Source organism: Streptomyces sp. NPDC090108, assembly GCF_044747185.1.
Classification (GTDB): domain Bacteria; phylum Actinomycetota; class Actinomycetes; order Streptomycetales; family Streptomycetaceae; genus Streptomyces.
In genome coordinates this window covers 39,862-62,346 of sequence record NZ_JBIVDQ010000002.1, presented here as the reverse complement: position 1 = coordinate 62,346, position 22,485 = coordinate 39,862, and the positions used below count along the sequence as shown (strand labels likewise).

The 22,485-nt window shown below is 73.5% G+C and carries 17 protein-coding genes; 6 read left to right on the top strand and 11 right to left on the bottom strand.

All coding sequences use genetic code 11. The features are described from left to right. Position 1: 1 nt before the first annotated feature. Positions 2-973, bottom strand: coding sequence for a GlxA family transcriptional regulator (locus tag ACIPRD_RS05630; protein WP_401560169.1), 972 nt, complete (start codon positions 971-973; stop codon positions 2-4). Between the two features lie 230 nt (positions 974-1,203). Between ACIPRD_RS05630 and ACIPRD_RS05625 the strand changes: the two genes are divergently transcribed. Continuing rightward, positions 1,204-3,708, top strand: coding sequence for a Tex family protein (locus ACIPRD_RS05625; RefSeq protein ID WP_401560166.1), 2,505 nt, complete (start codon positions 1,204-1,206; stop codon positions 3,706-3,708). Positions 3,709-3,870: 162 nt separating this feature from the next. Here the strand turns inward: ACIPRD_RS05625 and ACIPRD_RS05620 are convergent, their stop codons facing one another. Continuing rightward, on the bottom strand, positions 3,871-5,511 hold the full coding sequence (locus ACIPRD_RS05620) for an ABC-F family ATP-binding cassette domain-containing protein (RefSeq protein WP_356399186.1): 1,641 nt from the start codon (positions 5,509-5,511) through the stop codon (positions 3,871-3,873). Between the two features lie 195 nt (positions 5,512-5,706). After that, positions 5,707-7,656 (bottom strand): Xaa-Pro dipeptidyl-peptidase, encoded by a 1,950-nt coding sequence (locus ACIPRD_RS05615; RefSeq protein ID WP_401560162.1) that lies wholly within the window; start codon positions 7,654-7,656, stop codon positions 5,707-5,709. 173 nt (positions 7,657-7,829) lie between these two features. Between ACIPRD_RS05615 and ACIPRD_RS05610 the strand changes: the two genes are divergently transcribed. After that, the gene (locus ACIPRD_RS05610; protein WP_356399190.1) at positions 7,830-9,338 is read left to right on the top strand and encodes a M1 family metallopeptidase; all 1,509 of its coding nucleotides are present in this window, start codon (positions 7,830-7,832) and stop codon (positions 9,336-9,338) included. A gap of 174 nt (positions 9,339-9,512) precedes the next feature. Here the strand turns inward: ACIPRD_RS05610 and ACIPRD_RS05605 are convergent, their stop codons facing one another. Continuing rightward, a complete protein-coding gene (locus ACIPRD_RS05605; RefSeq protein ID WP_401560159.1) occupies positions 9,513-10,976 on the bottom strand; it encodes an amino acid permease in 1,464 nt (487 codons plus the stop codon). Between the two features lie 205 nt (positions 10,977-11,181). On the opposite strand from ACIPRD_RS05605, the gene ACIPRD_RS05600 reads away from it, so the two are divergent. Continuing rightward, the gene (locus tag ACIPRD_RS05600; RefSeq protein WP_401560156.1) at positions 11,182-11,988 is read left to right on the top strand and encodes a MerR family transcriptional regulator; all 807 of its coding nucleotides are present in this window, start codon (positions 11,182-11,184) and stop codon (positions 11,986-11,988) included. A gap of 109 nt (positions 11,989-12,097) precedes the next feature. Here ACIPRD_RS05600 and ACIPRD_RS05595 read toward each other — a convergent pair whose 3' ends face one another. The 4 genes from ACIPRD_RS05595 to ACIPRD_RS05580 form a co-directional block, all read right to left on the bottom strand. After that, the gene (locus tag ACIPRD_RS05595; RefSeq protein WP_401560153.1) at positions 12,098-14,275 is read right to left on the bottom strand and encodes a 3-hydroxyacyl-CoA dehydrogenase NAD-binding domain-containing protein; all 2,178 of its coding nucleotides are present in this window, start codon (positions 14,273-14,275) and stop codon (positions 12,098-12,100) included. 42 nt (positions 14,276-14,317) lie between these two features. Beyond that, the gene (locus tag ACIPRD_RS05590) at positions 14,318-15,532 is read right to left on the bottom strand and encodes an acetyl-CoA C-acetyltransferase (protein WP_356399197.1); all 1,215 of its coding nucleotides are present in this window, start codon (positions 15,530-15,532) and stop codon (positions 14,318-14,320) included. Positions 15,533-15,608: 76 nt separating this feature from the next. Next, a complete protein-coding gene (locus ACIPRD_RS05585; protein ID WP_401560149.1) occupies positions 15,609-16,934 on the bottom strand; it encodes a CoA transferase in 1,326 nt (441 codons plus the stop codon). A 95-nt stretch (positions 16,935-17,029) separates the two neighbouring features. Next, positions 17,030-17,446, bottom strand: coding sequence for an MmcQ/YjbR family DNA-binding protein (locus tag ACIPRD_RS05580; RefSeq protein ID WP_401560146.1), 417 nt, complete (start codon positions 17,444-17,446; stop codon positions 17,030-17,032). Between the two features lie 140 nt (positions 17,447-17,586). On the opposite strand from ACIPRD_RS05580, the gene ACIPRD_RS05575 reads away from it, so the two are divergent. Further along, positions 17,587-18,789, top strand: coding sequence for a saccharopine dehydrogenase family protein (locus ACIPRD_RS05575; RefSeq protein WP_401560143.1), 1,203 nt, complete (start codon positions 17,587-17,589; stop codon positions 18,787-18,789). 141 nt (positions 18,790-18,930) lie between these two features. On the opposite strand, the gene ACIPRD_RS05570 is transcribed toward ACIPRD_RS05575, so the two are convergent. Further along, positions 18,931-19,623, bottom strand: coding sequence for an endonuclease V (locus ACIPRD_RS05570; RefSeq protein ID WP_356399203.1), 693 nt, complete (start codon positions 19,621-19,623; stop codon positions 18,931-18,933). A 138-nt stretch (positions 19,624-19,761) separates the two neighbouring features. On the opposite strand from ACIPRD_RS05570, the gene ACIPRD_RS05565 reads away from it, so the two are divergent. Continuing rightward, a complete protein-coding gene (locus ACIPRD_RS05565) occupies positions 19,762-20,058 on the top strand; it encodes a YciI family protein (protein ID WP_401560140.1) in 297 nt (98 codons plus the stop codon). Between the two features lie 55 nt (positions 20,059-20,113). Here ACIPRD_RS05565 and ACIPRD_RS05560 read toward each other — a convergent pair whose 3' ends face one another. Together ACIPRD_RS05560 and ACIPRD_RS05555 are read right to left on the bottom strand one after the other, a co-directional pair. Then, on the bottom strand, positions 20,114-20,446 hold the full coding sequence (locus ACIPRD_RS05560) for a plasmid stabilization protein (protein ID WP_401560137.1): 333 nt from the start codon (positions 20,444-20,446) through the stop codon (positions 20,114-20,116). 152 nt (positions 20,447-20,598) lie between these two features. After that, positions 20,599-21,816: a WD40/YVTN/BNR-like repeat-containing protein gene (locus tag ACIPRD_RS05555; RefSeq protein WP_401560134.1), complete on the bottom strand. Its 1,218-nt coding sequence runs from the start codon at positions 21,814-21,816 to the stop codon at positions 20,599-20,601. Positions 21,817-22,019: 203 nt separating this feature from the next. Here ACIPRD_RS05555 and ACIPRD_RS05550 point away from each other — a divergent pair, with 203 nt between their 5' ends. Beyond that, positions 22,020-22,436: an SsgA family sporulation/cell division regulator gene (locus ACIPRD_RS05550; protein WP_356399211.1), complete on the top strand. Its 417-nt coding sequence runs from the start codon at positions 22,020-22,022 to the stop codon at positions 22,434-22,436. Positions 22,437-22,485: the final 49 nt, after the last annotated feature.

The window sequence follows — 22,485 nt, the reverse complement described above, 5'->3', positions numbered from 1 at the left end:
GTCAGCGGGCCGCGGCGGCCGCCGCGGCGGGGCGGAAGCGGCCGCGGTAGGCGGCCGGGGAGGTGCCGAGCGTCCGGGTGAAGGCCCGGCGCATGGCCTCGGGCGTGCCGTAGCCGCTGGCGCGGGAGATCTCCTCGATGCCGCCGGAGCTGTCCTCCAGGAGCCTTCGCGCGTGTTCGAGGCGGACGCGGTCGACGTAGCGTCCGGGCGTCGTGCCGGTCTCCTCGCGGAAGGCGCGGGCGAAGTGGCGCGGCGAGAGCCTGGCGCGGGCGGCCAGCGACTCGACGCTCAGGTCGCCTGCGGGATGCTCGGTGATCCACTGCTGGACCTCGCGCAGGGGTTCGCGGCGCGCGGTCTGCGCGGCGAGCTGGGCGCTGAACTGCGCCTGGTTCCCGGGCCGGCGCAGGAAGACGACCAGGTGACGGGCGACGGTGAGGGCGGTCTCGCGGCCCAGGTCCTCCTCGACCAGGGCGAGCGCCAGGTCGATGCCGGAGGTGACGCCGGCCGAGGTGGAGACCTCGCCGTCGCGGATGTAGATCGGCACGGGGTCGACGTCCACGGCCGGGTGCTCGCGGGCGAGCCGGTCGCAGTACGCCCAGTGGGTGGTCGCCCGCCGCCCGTCGAGCAGGCCCGCCTCGGCCAGCAGCACCGCCCCGGTGCACACCGAGACCAGCCGCTCGGCGCGGGCCGCGTGCGCGCGCAGCCAGTCCGTCAGCCGCGGATCGGGGCGGCGGGTGCCCTGCCCCCCGGGGACCAGCAGGGTGTGCGGCGCGGGGGCGGCATCCAGCGCCGTGTCCGGTACGAGGGTGAGCCCGCTGGAGGTCCGCACGGGGCCGCCGTCCAGTGAGGCCGTGCGGATCCGGTAGCTCCCCGGACGGATCACCTCCGCGCCCGCGAAGACCTCCACGGGACCGGTGACGTCGAGGCTCTGCACACCGTCGAAGAGGACGGCGAGGAGGGTTCGCTGCGTCATGCCGTCGATTCTTCGCCCCGCCGCGGACGGCCGCAATGACGGGCTTCCCACCTTTTCTGCCATCGCCCCCGCCGCCCCGTCCGGCCGCCGTGGCCGCCGGAGGACGCCCGTGGACGCCCGTTGACGCCGGGCGGCACGGCGGCGCACGCGGGCGGGGCCCTTGGCCGTGGTTGTCGGCGCCACCTGCCACAATTGCCGCGCAACCTCAGTGGAGAAGGCGGTACGGGATCGTGACGACACCCGAGTCCATCGACGTAGGGTCCATCGAAAGCAGGATCGCCGGGGAACTCGGCGTACGGGAGCGGCAGGTGAAGGCCGCGGTGGAGCTGCTGGACGGCGGTTCGACGGTGCCGTTCATCGCCCGCTACCGCAAGGAAGCGACCGAGATGCTCGACGACGCGCAGCTGCGCACGCTCGAGGAGCGGCTGCGCTACCTGCGGGAGCTGGAGGACCGGCGGGCCGCCATCCTGGACTCGGTGCGCGAGCAGGGCAAGCTCAGCGAGGAGCTGGAGGCGCGGATCCGCGGCGCCGAGACCAAGGCGCGGCTGGAGGACATCTACCTGCCGTACAAGCCGAAGCGGCGCACCAAGGCGCAGATCGCGCGCGAGGCCGGTCTCGAACCGCTGGCCGAGGGCCTGCTGGGCGACCCGTCGGTCGAACCGCAGGCCGCGGCGGCCGCGTTCGTGGACGCCGGCAAGGGCGTCGCCGACGCGCAGGCCGCGCTGGAGGGCGCGCGGGCGATCCTGACCGAGCGGTTCTCGGAGGACGCCGACCTGATCGGTGAGCTGCGCGAGCGCATGTGGGTGCGCGGGCGGCTGGCCGCGAAGGTCCGTGAGGGCAAGGAGGAGGCGGGCGCCAAGTTCGCCGACTACTTCGACTTCGCCGAGCCGTTCACCGCGCTGCCCTCGCACCGGATCCTGGCGATGCTGCGCGGCGAGAAGGAGGAGGTGCTCGACCTCGTCCTGGAGCCGGAGGAACCGGCCGGCACCCCGGCGGGACCGTCGTCGTACGAGGGCGTCATCGCGGACCGGTTCGGGATCGCGCAGCGGGGCAGGCCCGGCGACAAGTGGCTCGCGGACACGGTCCGCTGGGCCTGGCGCACCCGCGTCCTGGTGCACCTCGGCATCGACCTGCGCCTCAGGCTGCGCACGGCGGCCGAGGACGAGGCGGTGGACGTGTTCGCCGCCAACCTGCGCGACCTGCTGCTGGCCGCGCCGGCCGGCACGCGCGCGACGCTGGGCCTCGACCCCGGTTTCCGCACCGGGGTGAAGGTCGCCGTCGTCGACGCCACCGGCAAGGTCGTCGCCACGGACGTCATCCACCCGCACGTCCCGGCCAACAGGTGGGACGAGGCGATCGCCAAGCTGGCGAAGCTGGCCGCGGAGCACGCGGTCGACCTGGTCGCGATCGGCAACGGCACGGCGTCCCGGGAGACCGACAAGCTCGCCGGTGAACTGATCGCCCGGCACCCGGAACTGACGCTCACCAAGGTGATGGTGTCCGAGGCCGGTGCGTCGGTGTACTCGGCGTCGGCCTTCGCCTCGCAGGAGCTGCCCGACATGGACGTCTCCCTGCGCGGCGCGGTCTCCATCGCACGCCGTCTGCAGGACCCGCTGGCCGAACTGGTGAAGATCGACCCGAAGTCGATCGGTGTCGGCCAGTACCAGCACGACCTGTCCGAGGTGAAGCTGTCCCGTTCGCTGGACGCGGTGGTCGAGGACTGTGTGAACGGCGTCGGGGTGGACGTCAACACGGCGTCCGCGCCGCTGCTTTCCCGGGTCTCCGGCATCTCCGCGGGTCTCGCCGAGAACATCGTGGCGCACCGGGACGCCAACGGGCCGTTCCTGTCGCGCGCGGCGCTGAAGAAGGTGGCCCGGCTGGGCCCGAAGGCATACGAGCAGTGCGCGGGCTTCCTGCGCATCCGCGGCGGCGACGACCCGCTGGACGCGTCCAGCGTGCACCCGGAGGCGTACCCCGTGGTGCGGCGCATGGTGAAGGCGACCGGTGAGCAGGTCGCCTCCCTCGTCGGCAACGCGGGTGTGCTGCGCTCGCTCAGGGCCGCCGACTTCGTGGACGACACCTTCGGTCTGCCGACCGTGTCGGACATCCTGAAGGAGCTGGAGAAGCCGGGCCGCGACCCGCGTCCGGCGTTCCGCACGGCCACCTTCAAGGAGGGGGTGGAGAAGATCTCCGACCTGTCCGCCGGGATGGTCCTGGAGGGCGTGGTCACGAACGTGGCGGCCTTCGGTGCGTTCGTGGACATCGGTGTCCACCAGGACGGGCTGGTGCACGTCTCGGCGATGTCGAAGACCTTCGTCAAGGACCCGAGGGACGTCGCCAAGCCGGGTGACATCGTCAAGGTGAAGGTCCTGGACGTGGACATCCCGCGCAAGCGGATCGCGCTGACCCTGCGGCTGGACGACGAGGCCACGCCTCAGGGCCAGGGCCAGGGTCAGGGCGGCGGCAGGCAGCAGCGCGGTGGCGGTTCCCGCCCGCCGCAGCAGCGGCAGGGCCAGGGCGGCGGCCAGCGACAGGGCCAGGGCCAAGGGCAGGGCGGCCGGCAGGGCCAGGGACAGGGCGCCCAGCGGCAGGGTCAGGGCCAGGGCGGGCAGCGGCAGGGGCAGGCGCGCGGCGGCGACCGGGGTGGCCGTCAGGCTCCGGCGCCGGCCAACAGCGCGATGGCGGACGCGCTGCGCCGGGCGGGTCTGCTGAACCCGAAGGACGGACGGCGCTGAGCCGGCGGTGCGGGGGCGTGCGGCACACCGCCGTACGCCTCCGCGCCGACCCTCCGGTGCGACACCGCCGGGACGCCTCCGCGGCGCCGGGTCACCCGGCCGCCCGGACGCCGGCGGTCGGCTCCCGGCGGTCGCGGTCGGCGGTCGGTTCCCGGCGGTCGGTCAGTGTTCGGTGACCTTGCCGTCGGCGACCTCCAGGCGGCGGGTCACGTGGACCGCGTCCAGCATGCGGCGGTCGTGGGTCACCAGGAGCAGGGTGCCCTCGTAGGCGTCCAGCGCCGACTCCAGCTGCTCGATGGCGGGCAGGTCGAGGTGGTTCGTCGGCTCGTCGAGGACGAGCAGGTTGACCCCGCGGCCCTGGAGGAGCGCCAGCGCGGCCCGGGTGCGTTCGCCCGGGGAGAGCGTCGCGGCCGGGCGCAGGACGTGGCCGGACTTCAGGCCGAACTTGGCGAGCAGGGTGCGCACCTCGGCCGGCTCGGTGTCGGGGACGGCCGCGCAGAAGGCGTCGAGCAGGGACTCGGCGCCGAGGAACAGTCCGCGGGCCTGGTCGACCTCGCCGACCAGCACGCCGGAGCCGAGCGAGGCGTGCCCGGAGTCGAGCGGCACGCGGCCCAGGAGCGCGCCCAGCAGGGTGGACTTCCCGGCGCCGTTGGCCCCGGTGACCGCGACCCGGTCCGCCCAGTCGATCTGCAGGGACACCGGCCCGAAGGCGAAGTCGCCGCGCCGGACCTCGGCGTCCCTGAGCGTCGCGACGACGGCGCCGGAGCGCGGGCCGGCCGCGATCTCCATGCGCAGCTCCCACTCCTTGCGCGGCTCCTCGACCACCTCCAGGCGTTCGATCATGCGCTGGGTCTGCCGGGCCTTGGCGGCCTGCTTCTCGCTGGCCTCGCTGCGGAACTTGCGGCCGATCTTGTCGTTGTCGTTGCCCGCCTTGCGCCGGGCGTTCTTCACGCCCTTGTCCATCCAGGACCGCTGGGTCTGCGCGCGGTCCTGGAGGGCGGCCTTCTTGTCGGCGTACTCCTCGTAGTCCTCGCGGGCGTGCCTGCGGGAGGTGTCCCGCTCCTCCAGGTAGGCCGCGTAGCCGCCGCCGTAGAGGTTGATCTGCCCCTGGGCGAGGTCGAGTTCGAGGACCTTGGTGACGGTGCGGGTGAGGAACTCGCGGTCGTGGCTGACGACCACCGTGCCGGCGCGCAGCCCGGTGACGAAGCGCTCCAGCCGCTCCAGACCGTCGAGGTCCAGGTCGTTGGTGGGCTCGTCCAGGAGGAAGACGTCGTAGCGGGAGAGCAGGAGGGAGGCGAGGCCGGCGCGGGCCGCCTGGCCGCCGGAGAGCGCGGTCATCGGCTGGTCGAGGCCGACGGCCAGGCCGAGGGAGTCGGTGATCTCCTCGGCGCGCTCGTCCAGGTCGGCGCCGCCCAGGTCCAGCCAGCGCTCCAGGCTGGTGGCGTAGGCGTCGTCGGCACCGGGCGCGCCGTCGACCAGGGCCTGGGTGGCCTCGTCCATGAGGCGCTGCGCCTCCGCGACGCCGGTGCGGCGGGCGAGGAACTCCCGGACGGTCTCGCCCGGCCTGCGCTCCGGCTCCTGCGGCAGATGGCCGACGGTCGCGGTCGGCGGGGAGAGCCGCAGTTCGCCCTGCTCGGGTGTGGTCAGCCCGGCCAGCAGGCGCAGCAGCGTGGACTTGCCCGCGCCGTTGGCGCCGACCAGTCCGATCACGTCGCCGGGCGCCACGACGAGGTCGAGTCCGGCGAAGAGGGAGCGGTCGCCGTGGCCGGCGGCGAGATTCTTGGCGACGAGGGTGGCAGTCATCAGAACGCCGATCCTAATGCGCGCGCCCGGCGCGCCGGGACGTCCCCGGCTCCCCTCCCGGCCGGTACGGCCCGTCCCCCCGCCCGGTGCCGGGCGGGGGGACGGGATCGGGGAGACGTCCTCCAGGGGCGTCCCGCGGCCCCGCCGGGATCCCGGGGCGCAGGCCTCCCGGGATCCGGGGGCGCAGGCTCCGGGTCAGCCGGCGGGGACGTGCCGCGGGTTCTCCGGTGCCCGGACGCCGTGCCCGTGCCGGGGCGCGGGAGCGGCGGGCGTGGTGCCCGAGGTGGCGCGGACGAAGGCGTCCGTGCCGCCGGTGAACGGGACGCGGGCGCTCGTGCGCCACAGGTCCAGGGTGAGGGTCGGCCGGGTGGACGGCGGGTCGATGAGGTCCTTGTCCGTACCGGCGACGATCAGCGCCAGCCGGTGGCCCTTGGGCACGACGTGGTCGGTCGCCGCGAGGTCGAGCGTCATCGTGTACGCCTTGCCCGGGGTGAGCGGTGTGCCCCGGTCGAGGGAGGCGTGGTGGCCGAGGTCGGCCCAGCCGCGGCTGACGACCGTGAAGTCGACGTCAGCGGTCCTGGCCCGGGTGTCCTTGAAGCAGGCGCTGTCCCCGGCGGTGCTCTCGCCCCAGCAGGTGCGGTCGGCGAGGGTGGTGATGCCCTCGGCGGCGTCGGCGTAGTCGCGGATGGTGTCCGGGCCCAGGTCCACCAGGACGGCGGACAGGTGGGCCGAGGCGGTGGAGGAGCGGGCGGTGACGGTCACCCGGGAGGAGCCGGACACCCGCAGGTCGTGGCTGAGCGGCGCGGTGAGGAAGCCTGCCTTCTCCGGGGCGGACGTGGTGACCGCGGCGGCCCAGTCGGTCTCGCCGCGGGCGGGGTCGTCGGTGAAGGACGCGGTGCCGGCGGCCTGGCGCAGGCCCAGGGTGCCGACGCCCGCGGCCGCGCCGGGGGCGGGGTGGAGGGTGACGGACCGGGTGTCGCGCGGCGGCCAGGACGTGGAGGTGACCCAGTGGTCGGGGTGGCGTTCGATGTCGGCCATCGGCTCGCGGTCGATGCCGTTGTCGTAGCCGAGGAGTTCGTGGTCGAACCAGCGGTGCAGGGTGTCGACCCAGGCGCCGCGCCGGTAGTCGAAGGGGTCGACGTGGCCGGTCTGGGAGAGCCAGATCTTCCGCTCGACGCCGTGCTTCGCCAGCGCGTCCCACCACTGGCCGAAGTGCTTGGTGCGGACGTTGAGGTCCTGCATGCCGTGCACGAGGAAGACGCTGGCGCGGACCTTGGCGGCGTCCTTCACGTAGTTCCGCTCGGTCCACAGCGGGGTCCAGTCGCCGCTGCGGGGGCTGCCGTCGGCGAGTTCCTTCTGCACGGCCGCGCAGTGGGCCTGCGCGTCGTCGCTCTCGACGTATCCGGCCAGTTCGTCGGGGCCGCCGTCGTAGAGCGGGGCGCCCTGGGCGAAGTAGTAGTCGTACCAGGAGGAGATGCCGCTGATCGGGACGATGGTCTTCAGGCCCTTGACGCCGGTGGCGGCGACGCCGTTGGCGATCGTGGCGTCCCAGCTCTTGCCGATCATTCCGGTGCTGCCGTCGGTCCAGCCGGCCTTGACCGGTGTGCCGCCGGTACGGCTGCTGTAGGCCTTGGCGCGGCCGCCCAGCCAGTCGACGACGGCCTTGGCGGACCGGATGTCGGAGCGGCCGCCGACGTCCACGCAGCCGTCGGAGCGGTCGGTGCCGGCGAGGTCGACGCCGACGAAGGCGTAGCCGCGGGGAACGAAGTAGTTGTCGTAGAAAAGAGGCATCTGGACGACGTGGCCCTGGGCGTCGTACGTCTTGACCTGGCTCTCGTTGCCGCGCCCGCAGCAGGAGTAGTACGGGCTGGCGTCCATGATGACGGGCACCTTGCGGCCCTGCCGGGCCGGTTCGGACGGGCGGACGATGTCGGCGGCGACCCGGTCGTGGCGCCCGTCGCCGTCCTCGTCGAGGCCGGTGTCCACCCAGACCGACTCGCGGATCGCGTCGGCGTACGAGTAGACGGGCCGGCTCTCGCGGGGTGCGGCCTGTGCGGCCGCCGGGGTGAGGAGGGCGGCCGTCAGGGCTGCGACGGCCGCGGTCACGAACGTTCTCCAGAGCGTGAAGCGCGTGCGTTTCGGCATGGGCGGACGGTACTCCGGTCAACTCCCGTACAGAAGAAGGCATCACGGTGACGGCCGGGACCCGTGACGGCCGGATGGCAATCGTGTGACAGGAGAGGCCGTGGACAGGTCGGGGGTCACCGGGTCTGAATAGGCTCCGAACAGACTTCCTGTCCAGAAGACTTGGAGCTGACGTGGACCGCAGAATCATCGCGCCGGGCGCACTGGCGGCGGCCTCCCTCCTGCTGGCGATCCCGGCATCGGCCGCGAGCTACGCGCCCGGGGCGCCGGGGATCGGCGACCCCTACTACCCGTACTACGGCAACGGCGGCTACGACGTCTCGCACTACGACCTGCGGCTGCAGTACCAGCCGGCGACGGACGAGCTCCAGGGCACCGCGACGGTGCTGGCCCGCACCACCCAGGACCTGTCCAGCTTCGACCTGGACTTCCTGCTCGACGTGAGCGAGGTGCGGGTCAACGGCACCGCGGCGGCCTTCGCGAGGTCCGGGGAGCACGAGCTGGTGGTCACGCCGAAGAAGCCGCTCGCCAAGGGCACACAGATCACGGTCGTGGTCCGCTACAGCGGGGTGCCCTCGTCCAAGAGCGCCTACGGCTTCACCACCTGGCACCGCACGCCCGACGGCGCCGTCGCCGCCGACGAGCCCGAGTCGGCCTGGTGGTGGTTCCCGAGCAACGACCACCCGAGCGACAAGGCCACCTACGACGTCTCCGTGGCCGTGCCGGACGGCACCCAGGCCGTCTCCAACGGCACGCTGCAGTCGAGCAGCTCGAAGCTGGGCTGGACGCGCTACAACTGGCGGCAGGACAAGCCGCAGGCCACCTATCTGACCACGCTCGCGCTCGGGAAGTTCGACATCACGACGAGCACCTCCGACGGCGGGGTCCCGGTCGTCAACGCCTACAGCGCGGACCTCGGCGACAACGACGGGGCGGCGCGGGCCAGCGTGGAGCGCACCGGGGAGATCGTGGACTGGCTGAGCGGCTGGTTCGGGCCATATCCGTTCGCCTCGGCGGGCGGGTACGTGCCGAACACCACCACGGGCTACGCCCTGGAGACGCAGACCCGCGTCTACTACAGCCCGAAGCAGTTCGCGAACGGCTCGAACACCTCGGTGGTCGTGCACGAGCTGGCCCACCAGTGGTACGGCGACGACGTGTCGCTCAAGGGCTGGAAGGACATCTGGATCAACGAGGGCTTCGCCCGGTACGCGCAGTGGCTGTGGTCCGAGCACGAGGGCGAGGGCACCGCGCAGGAGCTCGCCGACTACGTGTACGCCTCGCACCCGGCGGACGACCCGTTCTGGACGGTGAAGCCCGGTGACCCGGGTCCGGACGACCAGTTCGACATCGCGGTCTACGACCGGGGCGCGCTCGCGATCCAGGCGCTGCGCGACGAGATCGGGGACGACGCGTTCTCCGCGATCCTGAAGGGCTGGCCGAAGGAGCACGCCTACGGCAACGCGTCGGTCGCCGACTTCGAGCGGTACGCCGAACGGGTCTCGGGCAGGCCGCTGGCCGCCTTCTTCGACACCTGGCTGTTCCAGCCGGTGAAGCCGGCGGCGCCGGCCGGGGGCGCGGCGGCCCTGAAGGCCACGCGGGCCGGAGCGGACGCGGGGACCGGGGCCGTGGCCCGGCCGGAGTCGTGGAAGAAGATCGAGGCGACGAACGACGTGCACTGACGGACGGCCCGGCGTCGGGCCCCTGTCACTGGGCCCGGTCCCGGGGCCCGGAACCGGGGCCCGGAACCGGGGCCCGGAACCGGGGCCCGACGCGACGGTGGCGCCGGCCCCTCGGAGATCGGTCTCCGGGCCGGCGCCACCGCGGGCGGTGCCACTCGCGGTGGCTCCAGGCAGTTACTTCGTCAGGTCCGCCAGTTCCCTGTCGGCGGTGCTCGCGACCCGGCGGCGGACGCCGAACCAGCCGGCGACCAGCAGGACGGCGATGACCGGGATCAGCAGCAGGGTCTTGCGGCCGACATCGGGGTCGTTCCACATCATGCCGAGGCAGACCAGCAGGAAGGCGATCGTGGCGATCTCGGTGACCGGGCTGCCCTTCAGGCGGAAGTTCGGCCGGGTGACCAGGCCGGACCTGGCACGCCGGACGAAGATCATGTGGCAGAGCATGATGATCACCCAGGTGCTGATGATGCCGAGCGAGGCGACGTTCAGCACGATCTCGAAGGCCTGGGACGGCACCAGGTAGTTCAGGCCGACGCCGAGCACGCACACCCCGCAGGTGAGCAGGATGCCGCCGTAGGGGACCTGCCGGCTGTTCATCCGGGCGGTGAACTTGGGCGCGGAGCCCGCCATCGCCATGGAGCGCAGGATGCGGCCGGTGGAGTACAGGCCCGAGTTCAGCGACGACATGGCGGCGGTCAGCACGACCAGGTTCATCACGTCACCGGCGGCCGGGACGCCGATCTTCGACAGCACCGTCACGAACGGGCTCTGGTCGCCGGAGTAGACCGAGCCGGGCAGCAGGAGCGCCAGCAGCACGACGGAGCCGACGTAGAAGATGCCCACGCGCCACATGATCGAGTTCACCGCGCGCGGGACGACCTTGTGCGGCTCGGCGGTCTCGCCGGCCGCGACACCGACCAGCTCCAGCGCGGCGTACGCGAAGATCACGCCCTGCATGACCAGGACGACCGGCATCGCGCCGTGCGGGAAGAAGCCGCCGTGCCCGGAGATCACGCTCAGGCCGGGGGTGTGGCCGCCGACCTTGTGCTGGGTGGCGAGCAGCCAGATGCCGATCAGCATGAAGCCGACGATGGTGGCGACCTTGACGATCGCGAACCAGAACTCCATCTCGCCGAAGATCTTCACCGAGATCAGGTTCACCGCCAGGACCACCGCGAGGGCGATCAGCGCGAGCACCCACTGCGGGATGGTCGTGAACATGCTCCAGTAGTGCGTGTAGAGCGCGATCGCGGTGATGTCGGCGATACCGGTGGTCGACCAGTTCAGGAAGTACATCCAGCCGGCGACGTAGGCGCCCTTCTCGCCGAGGAACTCGCGCGCGTACGACACGAAGGAACCCGACGAGGGCCGGTAGAGGACGAGCTCTCCGAGCGCCCGCACGACGAAGAAGGCGAATACGCCGCAGACCAGATAGGCCAGGGCGAGGGCGGGGCCCGCGTTGTGCAGACGGCCACCGGCTCCCAGTAGGAGCCCGGTGCCGATGGCACCGCCGATGGCGATCATGTTGACGTGGCGGGCCTTGAGGTCCTTGCTGTAGCCGGCGTCGCCCGCGTCAGCGGGCGCCTGGGCCACCGCGGGGGCGGTGGCCTGTGCCGATTCCACGGCGTCCTTGCTCACGGTGGTTCCACTTCCTGGTGCGCCCGGACCACGAGGGCCCGGGGTCGGTACAGTCCGGCCGGCACCGGCTCGAAGAGTGGTACAGACCAAGGCAGCAGTTTCTCAGAGAGATCACCCATTTGCGGTGGTCCAGGTCACAGAGCGGCACTTCTCACACGACCTCCTCGGGTTTCACACCGTTGGTGGGACAGCGATACTGCTCCGCATGACGACCCAGGCCGAGGGACCGACCCTGACCATCGACGAGCTGGCCGCGCGGTCGGGCGTCACCGTGCGCACCGTCCGCTTCTACAGCAGCCGGGGCCTGCTTCCGCCGCCGGAGATCGGCCCGCGCCGGGTGGGGCGGTACGGCGGCGCGCACGTGGCCCGGCTCGCGCTGATCGAGGAGCTCCAGCTGCAGGGCATGACGCTCGCGGCGATCGAGCGGTACCTGCGGCAGCTCCCGGCGGACCTGAGCGAGCGGGATCTGGCCGTGCACCGGGCGGTCGTCTCCTCCTGGGCGCCGGAGGCGGTGGAGACGGTGGGCCGCGAGGAGCTGGAGCGGCTGGCGGGCCGGACGCTGAGCGAGGAGGAGCTGCGGCGGCTGGTCGCGATGGACATGATCGCCGTCGCCGGTGAGCGGGAGGCCGCCTATCGCGTCGACTCCGCCGTCCTGCGGCTCGGCGTACGGCTCCTGGACGTCCCCCTGTCGCAGGAGGTGATCCTCGCCGCCCGCACCGCGCTCTTGGAGCACTCGCGGGCCGCGGCCCAGGAGATGTCCCGGCTGCTGCGGGACGCGGTCACCGAACGGGACGCCCGCGACGTGCGTTCGCTGTCCGCGCGGATGGAGCCGCTGGTGGTGCAGGCCCTGCTGACGGCGTTCCAGCGCTCCCTGAAGCAGGAACTGCGGGAATGGCTGGAGGAGGCCCGGCCGGAGCACGCGCGCGGCGGCCCGGACGGGAACGCGGCCGGGCACGCCGGCGGGGCGCGCCCCGGGGACGGCGGGCGTCCCGGGAGCGCGCCCCGCGGGTGAGGCGACGGCGCGACGGCGCGCTCGGGCGTCAGGTCGCGCCGGTCCCGGCGGGCGCCGCTGCCGGTGCGCGCCGGGATCCGGCGCGCACCGGGGTCAGCGCGCGTCGGTGTCAGCGCGCGTCGGTGAAGGTCTCGCCCCTCTCCGCCTTCTCCACGAGCAGCGCGGGCGGGGTGAAGCGCTCGCCGTAGCGCTCGGCCAGCTCACGCGCGCGGGCGGTGAATCCGGGCAGCCCGCCCTCGTAGCCGTTGATGTACTGGAGCACGCCACCGGTCCAGCCCGGGAAGCCGATGCCGAAGACCGAGCCGATGTTGGCGTCGGCGACCGAGGTCAGCACGCCCTCTTCGAGGAGCCGTACGGTGTCCAGCGCCTCGGCGAAGAGCATCCGCTCCTGCATGTCGCGGAACGGGATCTCGTACCCCGGCCGGGTGAAGTGCTCGCGCAGGCCCGGCCAGAGACCGGCGCGCCGGCCGCTCTCGTCGTACTCGTAGAAGCCCGCGCCGCCGCTGCGCCCGGGGCGCTCGAACTCGTCGACGAGCCGGTCGATGACGGCCTCGGCCGGGTGCGGGGTCCAGGTGCCCCCGGCCTCCTCCACCGCCCGCCTGGTCTCGTTGCGGATCTTCCGGGGCAGCGTGAGGGTCAGCTCGTCCATGAGGGAGAGCACCTTGGCGGGGTAGCCGGCCTGGGCCGCGGCCTGCTCGACGGAGGCGGGCTCCAGCCCCTCGCCGACCATGGCGACGCCCTCGTTGATGAAGTGGCCGATCACCCGGGAGGTGAAGAAGCCGCGCGAGTCGTTGACGACGATCGGCGTCTTGTTGATCTGCCGGACCAGGTCGAAGGCGCGGGCGAGGGCCTCGTCGCCGGTCCGCTCGCCCTTGATGATCTCCACCAGCGGCATCTTGTCGACGGGCGAGAAGAAGTGCAGCCCGATGAAGTCGCCCTGGCGCTCGACGCCCTCGGCCAGCGCGGTGATCGGCAGGGTGGAGGTGTTGGAGCACAGCAGCGCGTCGGGGTCGACGACGGACTCGATCTCCTGGAAGACCTTGTGCTTGAGGGAGGTGTCCTCGAAGACGGCCTCGATCACCGCGTCGCAGCCGGCGAGGTCGGCCGCGTCGGCGGTCGGGGTGATGCGGGCGAGCAGCGCGTCCGCCTTCTCCTGGGTGGTACGGCCCCGGGCGACGGCCTTGGCGCACAGCTGCTCGGAGTAGCTCTTGCCCTTGAGGGCGGCCTCCAGGGAGACGTCCTTCAGGACGACGTCGATGCCCGCGCGGGCGCACGAGTAGGCGATGCCGGCGCCCATCATGCCCGCGCCGAGCACGGCGGCCTTGCGGACCTTGCGGGGCTCGATGCCCTGGGGGCGGTTGGCGCCGGAGTTGACGGCCTGGAGGTCGAAGAAGAAGGCCTGGATCATGTTCTTCGAGGTCTGCCCGGCGGCCAGCTCCACGAAGTAGCGGGCCTCGATGACCTGGGCGTTCTCGAAGTCGACCTGGGAGCCCTCGACGGCCGCGGCGAGGATGGCCCGCGGGGCCGGGTAGGGGGCGCCGCCGGTCTGCTTGCGCAGACTGGCCGGGAACGCGGGCAGGTTGGCGGCGAACTTCGGGTTGGCGGGGGTGCCGCCGGGGATGCGGTAGCCGGGCCTGTCCCAGGGCTGCGCCGACTCGGGGTTGGCGTCGATGAAGGCGCGCGCCTTGGCGAGCATCTCCTCCGGGGTCGCGGCGACCTCGTGGACGAGGCCGTTGTCCAGGGCGCGGCGGGGGCTGTACTGGGTGCCCTGGATCAGCACCTTCAGCAGGGCGTCGGCGATGCCGAGCAGACGGACGGTGCGGACGACCCCGCCGCCGCCGGGGAGCAGGCCGAGGGTGACCTCGGGGCAGCCGATCTTGGAGCCGGGCGCGTCGAGCGCGACCCGGTGGTGGCAGGCGAGGGCGAGTTCGAAGCCGCCGCCGAGGGCCGCGCCGTTCATGGCGGCGACGACGGGCTTGCCGAGCGTCTCGATGCGGCGCAGGTTCCGCTTGATGGCGAGACCGCCGTCGAACATCTCCTGGGCGGTGTCGGGGGTGACGCGGATCAGGTCGCGCAGGTCGCCGCCCGCGAAGAAGGTCTTCTTCGCGGAGGTGACGATGATGCCGCGGATGGAGTCCTTCTCGGCCTCCAGCCGGTCGGTGATCACGGCGAGGGAGTCGCGGAACGCCTGGTTCATGGTGTTCGCGGACTGGTTCGGGTCGTCCAGGACGAGGGTGACGACACCGGTGTCGTCCTGCTCCCAGCGGATGGTGGTGCTCTCGGTCATGGCAGTCGTCTTTCGTTGAGGTCTCGTGGTTCCGCGGGGAGTTCAGACGCGCTCGACGATGGTGGCGATGCCCATGCCGCCGCCCACGCACAGGGTGGCGAGGCCGTAGCGCTTGTCCTGGCGCTCGAGTTCGTCGATGAGCGAGCCGAGGATGATCGCGCCGGTGGCGCCGAGGGGGTGGCCCAGCGCGATGGCGCCGCCGTTGACGTTGACCTTGTCCAGGGACAGGCCCATGTCCTTCACGAAGCGCAGGACGACCGCCGCGAACGCCTCGTTGATCTCGACGAGGTCGATGTCGTCGATGGTCAGGCCGGCCTTGGCGAGGGCCTTGCGGGTGGCCGGGGCGGGGCCGGTGAGCATGATGGTGGGCTCGGAGCCGGACACGGCGGCGGAGACGATCCGCGCGCGCGGCGTGAGGCCGTAGCGCTCGCCGACCTCCTTGGAGCCGATGGCGACGAGGGAGGCACCGTCCACGATGCCGGAGGAGTTGCCCGCGTGGTGGACGTGGTCGATCTTCTCCACCCAGTGGTACTTCTGGAGCGCGACCGCGTCGAACCCGCCCAGCTCACCGATGTCGGCGAACGACGCCTTGAGCTTCGCGAGGGAGTCGGCGGTGGTGCCGGGGCGCATGTGCTCGTCGTGGTCGAGGACGACCAGGCCGTTGCGGTCCTTCACGGGGACCACCGAGCGGTCGAAGCGGCCTTCCTTCCAGGCGTGGGCGGCGCGCTCCTGGGACAGTGCCGCGTACTCGTCGACGTCGCGGCGGGAGAAGCCCTCGATGGTGGCGATGAGGTCGGCGCCGATGCCCTGCGGGACGAAGTTGGTCGCCAGGTTGGTCATCGGGTCGTTGAACCACGCGCCGCCGTCGGAGGCCATCGGCACGCGCGACATCGACTCGACGCCGCCGGCCAGGACCAGGTCCTCCCAGCCCGAGCGGACCTTGGCGGCGGCCATGTTGACGGCTTCGAGGCCGGAGGCACAGAAGCGGTTCTCCTGGACGCCGGCGACCGTGTCGGGCAGGCCCGCGGCGACCGCGGCGATCCGGGCGATGTCGGAGCCCTGGTCGCCGACGGGGCCGACGACGCCGAGGACGATGTCGTCGACGGCGGCAGGGTCGAGGTCCGGGAAGCGGCCGCGGATCTCGTGGATGAGGCCGACGACCAGGTCGACGGGCTTCGTGCCGTGCAGGGCGCCGTTCGCCTTGCCGCGGCCGCGCGGGGTGCGGATCGCGTCGTACACGTACGCTTCGGTGCTCACTGGGGTGCCTTTCGGGAGGGTGGGCCGAGCGGGGTCGGGCGAGGCCGTCACCGGCGGACGGACCGGTGACGCGAGGTCAGGGGCCGGCCGCCGGGGTGCGGTCGGTGGCGGGTGCGGGGTGGGGGTGAGCGCCCGGCCCGGAGGCGGGGGCGCCGGGTGCGGGGCGGCCTGCTGTGGGGCCGCCCGGCGTGGGACCGGACGTGGGACCGCCGGACGCAGGACCGCCCGGCGTGGGACCGGACACAGTTCCGGCCGGTGCGGCAGGTCCGGCCGGCTCGGCGAGTTCGGGGAGGTCCCAGTCGCGGGCGACGGAGTCCGTGCCGGTGCCGGGCAGGGCGGGGCCGGTGCGCACGGCGGTCGGGGTGGCGGAGAAGCGGGGGGCGGGGGCCGGCTGGGTGATGCCGCCGTGGCCGGTGAAGGTGCCGCGGGCGGCCAGGTGCGGATGGTCCGGGGCCTCGCTGAGGGACAGCACCGGGGCCACGCAGGCGTCCGAGCCCTCGAAGACGGCGGCCCAGTCCGCCCGCGTACGGGACCTGAAGCGGGCCGCGACGGCTTCGCGCAGTTCGCCCCAGCGCGCCCAGTCCGTGTGGGCCGGCGCGAGGTCCTCCAGGCCGAGCAGGCGCAGGAACTCGGCGTAGAACCGCGGCTCCAGCGCGCCGACGGCCATGTACAGGCCGTCCGCGGTCGCGTAGGTGCCGTAGTACGGGCAGCCGCCGTCCAGCAGGTTGGCTCCCCGCCGGTCCTGCCAGGCGCCCGCGGCCAGCATGCCGTGGATCATCGACGACAGGTGTGCCGTGCCGTCGACGATCGCGGCGTCCACGACCTGTCCGGTGCCGGTCGCGCGGGCGTGGTGCAGGGCGGCGAGGACGCCGACGGCCAGGTACAGGGAACCGCCCGCGTAGTCGCCGAGCAGGTTGGCGGGGAAGGCCGGGGGGCCGTCCGGGTGGCCGGCCAGGCCGAGGGCGCCGGTGACGGCGATGTAGCCGATGTCGTGTCCGGCGCGGTCGGCGAGGGGGCCTTCCTGTCCCCAGCCGGTCATCCGGCCGTAGACCAGACGGGGGTTGCGGGCATGGCAGGCCTCGGGCCCGATGCCCAGGCGCTCGGCCACACCGGGGCGGTAGCCCTCGATGAGGATGTCGGCCCGCGCGGCGAGACCGAGCACGCGCGCGGGTCCGTCGGGGGCCTTGAGGTCGACGACCACCGAGCGCTTGTTGCGGTTGGTCACGTCGTGCGCGGGGCCGATGCCGAGTCCGGGGCCGCCCGGGCGGTCCACCCGGACCACGTCGGCGCCGAGGTCGGCCAGCAGCATGGCGGCGAAGGGGCCGGGACCGATGCCGGCCAGTTCCACCACGCGCACGCCGTGCAGCGGACCGTGCCGCTCCGGCGTCTGTGCCTGCGTCATGCCGTCGGGCCCCCAAGCGTGTGTGACACAACCGATGTGACACCGGTGATGCTAAGAACGTGTTCCACCCGGCACAAGACCTGACGAGCAAGCGCTTAGCCAAGTGCCCGGTGAGGCGGACCCGGGACGCGCCTGAGCGCGTCGAGTTCGGCCGCCAGCCGTCTGGGGACGACCGCGCGGTAGCTCTCCTCGATCCAGTCGCACAGCACCCCGGCGGCGGGGGCGCCCCGGTCCGCGAGCGGCACGGACACCCAGCCGGCCCTGCCGAGGCCGTAGCGCGCGGGCGCGGCGCCGGGCACGCTGAGCGCGTGGGCGTGCGGGGCCTCGTCCACGAGCTTGACGGTGAGCCCCAGCGGGTGACTGCCGTCGGTCACCCCGAGGAAGACGAACACCTTCCGGCCGGCCTTGGCCACGGTCCCGCCCCAGGGGAACTCCTCGGCCGCTCCGGGCAGGGAGAGCGCGAACCCGCGTACTTTCTCCCACTTCTTCAGGGCGTTCCTGGGCACCGCCACCGCTGCCTCCGGGCTGGTCGTCGGACTCCGCACCCCTCACGCTAGCCTCGGCCACCGACAGCGGCACGGGCTGCGCGACCGAAGCGGGACCGGACAGCGCCGGACGCGGCAGGCGGCAGCGGGCAGGACCAAGGGGTGTCATGAACAGGATGAACCGGACCGACCGTCCCTACGACATCGTCCTCTTCGGAGCCACCGGCTTCGTGGGCGCACTGACGGCGGAGTACCTCGCCGCGCACGCCCCCGAGGGTCTGCGCTGGGCGATCGCGGGCCGTGACGGGAAGAAGCTGGAACGGCTGCGCGAGCGGCTGCCCGGCGGCGAGGGTGTCGGGGTGCTGCGCGCCGACGTGGGCGACCCCGCCTCCCTGCGCGCGCTGGCGGAGCAGGGGCGCGTGGTGGCCACGACCGTGGGGCCGTACCTCACCTACGGCGAGGAGCTCGTCGCCGCCTGCGCGGACACCGGTGCCGACTACCTCGACCTCACCGGCGAGCCCGAGTTCGTGGACCTGATGTACGTCCGGCACGACGCACGCGCGCGGGAGACCGGTGCCCGTCTCGTGCACGCGTGCGGGTTCGACTCCGTACCGCACGACCTGGGCGTGTACTTCACGGTGCGGCAGCTGCCGGAGGGGGTGCCGCTGACCGTGGACGGCTTCGTGACCGCCGACGCGGCCTTCTCCGGGGGCACGCTGGCGTCGGCCCTGAACCAGTTCGCGCGCGGCCGCCACATGCGGGCCGCGGCCCGCGACCGGGGCCGCCACGAACCGCGGCTGATGGACCGCCGGGTGACGACCCCGACCGGCGCGCCGCGCTTCGCCGGAGAGGTCGGCGCCTGGGCCCTGCCGCTGCCGACCCTGGACCCGCTGATCGTGCGCCGTTCGGCGAAGTCGCTGGACCGGTACGGCCCCGACTTCCGCTACCGGCACTACGCCGCGGTCCGGCACCTGCCGGTCGCCGCCGGCGGCGTCGCCGCGGTCACCGCGCTCGCGGCCGCGGCGCAGCTCCCCGCCGCCCGGCGCTGGCTGTCCGGCCGGCTCAGGCCCGGCGACGGCCCGAGCGCCGAGAAGCGCGCGAAGAGCTGGTTCCGGCTGCGTTTCGTCGGCGAGGGCGGCGGCCGGCGGGTCTTCACCGAGGTTTCCGGCGGTGACCCCGGCTACGACGAGACGGCCAAGATGTTCGCCGAGGCGGCCCTGTGCCTGGCCTTCGACGACACCCCGCCGGCCTCCGGCCAGGTCACCACGGTCACCGCCATGGGCGACGCCCTGACCGGCCGTCTGCGCGCGGCGGGCATCACGTTCCGCGTGGCGGCGGAACGGGACCGGGCGCCGGGGGCGAAGGACTGACGGGCGCGGCCCGGCCACGGGCGGCGGCCCAACCGCGTTCCCCCTCCCCCGACGTCGTGTGCGTTCGGGCGTCCCTCCGTCGCCGGTTCCTTCGGGCGTTCCTCCGTTGCCTGTTTGTTCGGGCGTTCTTCCGTCGCCGGTTCAGGCGGCGGAGGCCTCGCGCAGGGCATGGCGGCACAGGGCGTCCGCTCTGCGGGTGGTCTCCGGGAGCCGGTGGCGCGGGGTCAGGGCGAGGGTGTGGGCCAGGGCGTTGTCCAGGCTCACCCGGTGGCCCACGGAGACGAAGACCGGCTTGACGCCGTCCCGGGTGCGCAGCGCGGCGCCGACCTCCTCGGCGTCGGCGAGGAGCGGGGCCGTGCTGCCCCGGGCGGGGCCGGGATCGTCGTAGGTGAAGGTGAAGGGGTTCTTGGCGACGCCGATGGCGGGCAGCCCGGTGAGCACCCCGAGGTGGCTGGCGAGGCCGAACCGGCGGGGGTGGGCGATGCCGTAGCCGTCGCAGACGACCAGGCCGGGCGGGCGGGCGAGGGCGTCCAGGGCCTCCAGCACGGTCGGGATCTCGCGGAACGCGAGGAGTCCGGGGACGTAGGGGAAGGAGACCCGGCCGACGGCGGTCGCCTCGGCGACGACCTCCAGGGTGGCGGCGTCAAGGACGACGGCGGCCGCGGCGACGAGGTCGCGCTCGTCGTCGTAGGCGACGTCGACGCCGGTGACGTGACCCGTGCCGGGCGGCGGTCCGGGTTCGTCGCGCACCACCCGTCCGCGCAGTGCGTCCTGGACGGCGCGGGCCTCTTCCTCGGTCGCGGGCCGACCCGCGGGTATGTCTGCGGTGGTCATGGTGGCCCCGACTCTACGGCGCCCAGGGCGCCCGGCGGCCCTGAGGCTCGGACACCCCGGCTGCCCGGCCGCCCGGCCGCCCGGCGAGCGTGAGGGGGCATGGCGGGTGCCGGGGCGCGCGGGCGTAGGCTCGTGATCATGTTCGTACTGGAATTGACCTACACCGCCCCGCTCGACGCCGTGGACGCCGCGCTGGAGGCCCATGTGGCGTGGCTGAACGAGCAGTACGACAAGGGGTACTTCCTCGCCTCCGGGCGCAAGGTGCCCCGTGACGGCGGGGTGATCCTGGCCGTCGCCGAGGACCGTGCGCGGATCGAGGAGGTCGTGGCCGGCGATCCGTTCGTCACCGCCGGTGTCTGCGCCTACCGGATCACGGAGTTCGTCGCCACGAAGACCGCCCCCGGCCTGGAGGCCCACCGGCAGACGCTGGGCTGAACACGGGGCGGTGCCTGCCCCACGCCGCGGCGGAGCGCCTCCGCCGGGCCGGCCCTCACCGCTTCCCGGCGTCCAGCGCCCGCCGCAACTGCTCCTTGTCCATGGCCGACCTGCCGTGGATGCCGCGCTGCCTGGCCTCGTTGTACAGCTGGTCGTAGGTCGGCCCCCGGGAGCCCTTGCCGGACCGCCTGCCGCCGCGCTCGCCGGACGACATGTCCTCGATCGAGCTGCGGCTCGCGGTCCTCGACTCGCCGGAGCGCGCGCGTTCCTTGTTGACCGTCCGCGCGGCGATCTCCTCGGCCCGCCGGGTGCTCTCGCCCCGTTCCAGGGCGCTGTCCTTGATGTGCTCGTACTGCCGCTCGCGTTTACGGCTGAACCCGGCCGGCATGGCCGCTCCTTCCGGTCCGGGAGCACCTGGCGCACCGGGCTCGTCGGGTGCGGGCGGCGCGTATCCGTGCCGCCCGCGCCGTCCGGACCGCCCGCGTCCCCGGCGCTCCCTCCTGCGTCCACCAGGCGAGTACCCGGTCACGGGCGTCTTCGTCAGCGTTCCAGCCGGGCCACCCGGCCCTTCTCCCCGGCCGCCCAGCAGCCGCGGTCGGGTGCGCAGTCCACGGTGTCGTAGGAGCCGGTGCCGAAGGTGTGCCAGGTGCGGCCGCCGTCCCTGGTGAGGTCGGTGCCCGTGGGGCCGACGGCGAGGGCGGTGGTGCGGCTGCGCGGGAGCCAGACCGCGCCGGAGCGGTAGGCGGGCGGCGGGGTGGCCGACGGACGCCAGGTGCGGCCGCCGTCGCCGGTGACGGCCGCGGCCTGCGGCGAGTTCTGGCCGGCGCGGTAGTCGCCGCCGACGGCGATGCCGTGGGCCCGGTCGCGGAAGGCGAGCGCGAACACGCCCCGGGCCGGATCGCCGGCCGGGACCGGCGTGACGGTGGCCGTCCAGGTCAGCCCGCGGTCGCCGGAGTGGAGCACGCGCGCGTGGGCGCCGCCGCCGGTGGCCAGCCACACGTCCTTCGGTCCGGCGGTGACCAGGCACTGGCCGCTCGCCGCGAACCCCGCCTCGCCGTCCAGAGCGGCGGGCATCCGGTCGGCGGGCAGCGGGCGCCAGCTGCGGCCGCCGTCGACGGTGGACAGGAGGCGGAACTTCCCGTCCACGGGGTCGCTCATGGCGAGGCCGTGCCGGTGGTCGAAGAAGGCGAGGCAGTCGTAGAACGCCTTGGGGTCGGCGTTGCGGAAGGACTCGGTCCAGGTCGTCCCGCCGTCGTCGGTGCGGTAGACGCGGGAGGCCTCTCCCTCGCCGATGGCCAGGACGACCGCGCGGCGCGCATCGAACGCCTCGACGTCCCGGAACTCCAGGTCCGCCGCGCCGGGCGGCGAGACGTCACGCCAGTTCGTGCCGCCGTCCGTGGTGCGCAGGACGGTGCCGCCGCTGCCGGCCAGCCAGGCGGTGTCGCGGTCGACGGCGGACAGGCCGCGGTAGCGGACCTGCGGGGTGCCGGTGTCCTTCTCCGCCCAGTGCGCCGCCGTCCGCCCGGCCCCTTGCGCCGCCGCTCCCGGCGCCCCGTGCGCCGCTGTTCGTTCCGACCCGCGCGCCGCTGTTCGTTCCGACCCGTGCGCCACCGTTCGCTCCGTCCCCTGCCCCGCGGTCGCCGGCCGGGCCTGCGCGGCCGGGGTCGTGAGCGCGGCGAGGGCGGCCCCGCAGACCACACCCGCCGTGACCAGCAGTCCCGTACGTCTCCCACGTCGCGTGCTTCCCAAGCGCCTCATGGCGGGCGAAGCTAGCCCAGCGCCCGGTCGGCGTCCAGAGGGCCGACGGGTGGGGCGGGGCGGCACGGTCACGGCGACGGTGACCGAGGTCACTCGCGCTCCACCCGTCCCTCTGTGCACGGATCGGCCTGTTCCGTCGTCTCTTCCAGTACCAGGTCGCACACGTCCGAAAGCCCGTCCAGCCGTCATGAGGGAGCCAGGCGTTGTCCACCGTCATCGAGCAGGCAGTCGAGGCGCGTCTCGTCGCCGCCGCACCGCGCATGCCGACCATTCCCGCCAAGCTGCACTACGACCGCCGCGACCCGTTCGCCGTCCGCATGACCTTCCCGGCGCCGGCCACGCTGGAGGGCGTCGAGGTCTGCTGGACGTTCTCCCGCGAGCTGCTCGCCGCCGGGCTCCTGGACGCGGAGGGCCACGGCGACGTGCGCGTGCGGCCGTACGGCTACGACCGCACGGTGCTGGAGTTCCACGCTCCCGAGGGCACCGCGATCGTGCACGTGCGCTCCGGCGAGATACGGGGGTTCCTGGCGGCGACCCGTGATCTGGTGCCCGAGGGCCGGGAACACCTGCAGATGGACCTGGACGACGGTCTGGAACAGCTGATCCGGGACGCCCGCTGATCGGGGAGCGCCCGCTGATCCGGAAGCCGTCGGCCGGTGCCGGTGGGGG

Excerpts from the sequence above, each read along its gene's own strand:
- ACIPRD_RS05630 (WP_401560169.1), bottom strand. The coding sequence starts at position 973 with ATGACGCAGCGAACCCTCCTCGCCGTCCTCTTCGACGGTGTGCAGAGC.
- ACIPRD_RS05620 (WP_356399186.1), bottom strand. The coding sequence starts at position 5,511 with ATGACTGCCACCCTCGTCGCCAAGAATCTCGCCGCCGGCCACGGCGAC.
- ACIPRD_RS05615 (WP_401560162.1), bottom strand. The coding sequence starts at position 7,656 with ATGCCGAAACGCACGCGCTTCACGCTCTGGAGAACGTTCGTGACCGCG.
- ACIPRD_RS05600 (WP_401560156.1), top strand. The coding sequence starts at position 11,182 with ATGACGACCCAGGCCGAGGGACCGACCCTGACCATCGACGAGCTGGCC.
- ACIPRD_RS05595 (WP_401560153.1), bottom strand. The coding sequence starts at position 14,275 with ATGACCGAGAGCACCACCATCCGCTGGGAGCAGGACGACACCGGTGTC.
- ACIPRD_RS05585 (WP_401560149.1), bottom strand. The coding sequence starts at position 16,934 with ATGACGCAGGCACAGACGCCGGAGCGGCACGGTCCGCTGCACGGCGTG.
- ACIPRD_RS05575 (WP_401560143.1), top strand. The coding sequence starts at position 17,587 with ATGAACAGGATGAACCGGACCGACCGTCCCTACGACATCGTCCTCTTC.
- ACIPRD_RS05570 (WP_356399203.1), bottom strand. The coding sequence starts at position 19,623 with ATGACCACCGCAGACATACCCGCGGGTCGGCCCGCGACCGAGGAAGAG.
- ACIPRD_RS05565 (WP_401560140.1), top strand. The coding sequence starts at position 19,762 with ATGTTCGTACTGGAATTGACCTACACCGCCCCGCTCGACGCCGTGGAC.
- ACIPRD_RS05560 (WP_401560137.1), bottom strand. The coding sequence starts at position 20,446 with ATGCCGGCCGGGTTCAGCCGTAAACGCGAGCGGCAGTACGAGCACATC.
- ACIPRD_RS05555 (WP_401560134.1), bottom strand. The coding sequence starts at position 21,816 with ATGAGGCGCTTGGGAAGCACGCGACGTGGGAGACGTACGGGACTGCTG.